At 26.4% G+C, this 894-nt stretch carries 2 protein-coding genes; both read left to right on the top strand.

Annotated elements, in window-relative coordinates; all coding sequences use genetic code 11:
- On the top strand, positions 1-354 hold a 354-nt coding region (locus CLOTH_RS10655; RefSeq protein WP_158080507.1), incomplete at its 5' end, for a hypothetical protein.
- A gap of 214 nt (positions 355-568) precedes the next feature.
- A partial coding sequence (locus tag CLOTH_RS10400; RefSeq protein WP_143715465.1) for a hypothetical protein occupies positions 569-894 on the top strand: 326 nt, incomplete at its 3' end.

The raw sequence follows: 894 nt of genomic DNA, 5'->3' as shown, positions 1-894 counted from the left end.
ATTAAGTCGCTAGCTGCACTTATAGGTAGTAATAGTTATGATTCAAGAGATGTTAGTTATTTATATCATTCAAGAATAGCATTTTTTGTTAATTTTAGCAGTACAAATTATGAAGCAATTATAGATTTTGGTTATAATCATCAAGATAAAGCAGAAGTTTTGGCGAATTTCAAAAAAGTTATAAGCTTTTTCTATCCTAGAAATTCATCTTCTGCATGGGATTTTGTTTATACTCCAATAAAAAATGAGGCATTTGAAACTAGGGCAACTAGAACTTTTAGTGCCGATGGAAGAACTATGACTTATAGATACAATAGTGGAGGGCATCTACAGGTATATGTTCATAGAAAATAACCATGAAAATAAGTAGGTTAATGCTTATTAATTTATAAACAAAAATAGTAGGCTAAAAGCCTACTATTTTTATTAATCAATAGAATAAACTATTAGATAAAATCTTTCAAAGAAAGATTTTTTTATTTTACATAAAACTTAGTAATATAATAAACATAATGAAAAAATAAATAATTTATATTAAAATAACTAAATTAAAAAGGAGGGAGATAAATTGAAGAAAATTTTGATAATATTATTTATAATTTTAAATATTTTTAATTACTCATTTGGATTTAATGAGCTTATGAGAAAAATACCAGATACAGATCCATCAAAATCAGATTATAGTTTAGGGTATTTTATAGTTGATGGAGTAGTACATCCTAGATACTTTATATATGAAACTGGTGCTGATTATGAAGCTAATACACTATTTTATGCAAATATGCAGCAAGGGATACTTTATTATAGCTTATGGGGAACTTCACAAGAAAAAAAGCTAGCAGGAGGTGATAAAGGAATTAGAAGTGCTATTCATGACTATGCAGGGGATTTATA

The organism is Alkalithermobacter paradoxus (assembly GCA_002029295.1).
GTDB lineage: Bacteria > Bacillota > Clostridia > Peptostreptococcales > Peptostreptococcaceae > Alkalithermobacter > Alkalithermobacter paradoxus.
Note: the sequence above shows the minus strand (reverse complement) of the source record. Positions and strands in the feature narration are given on the sequence as shown.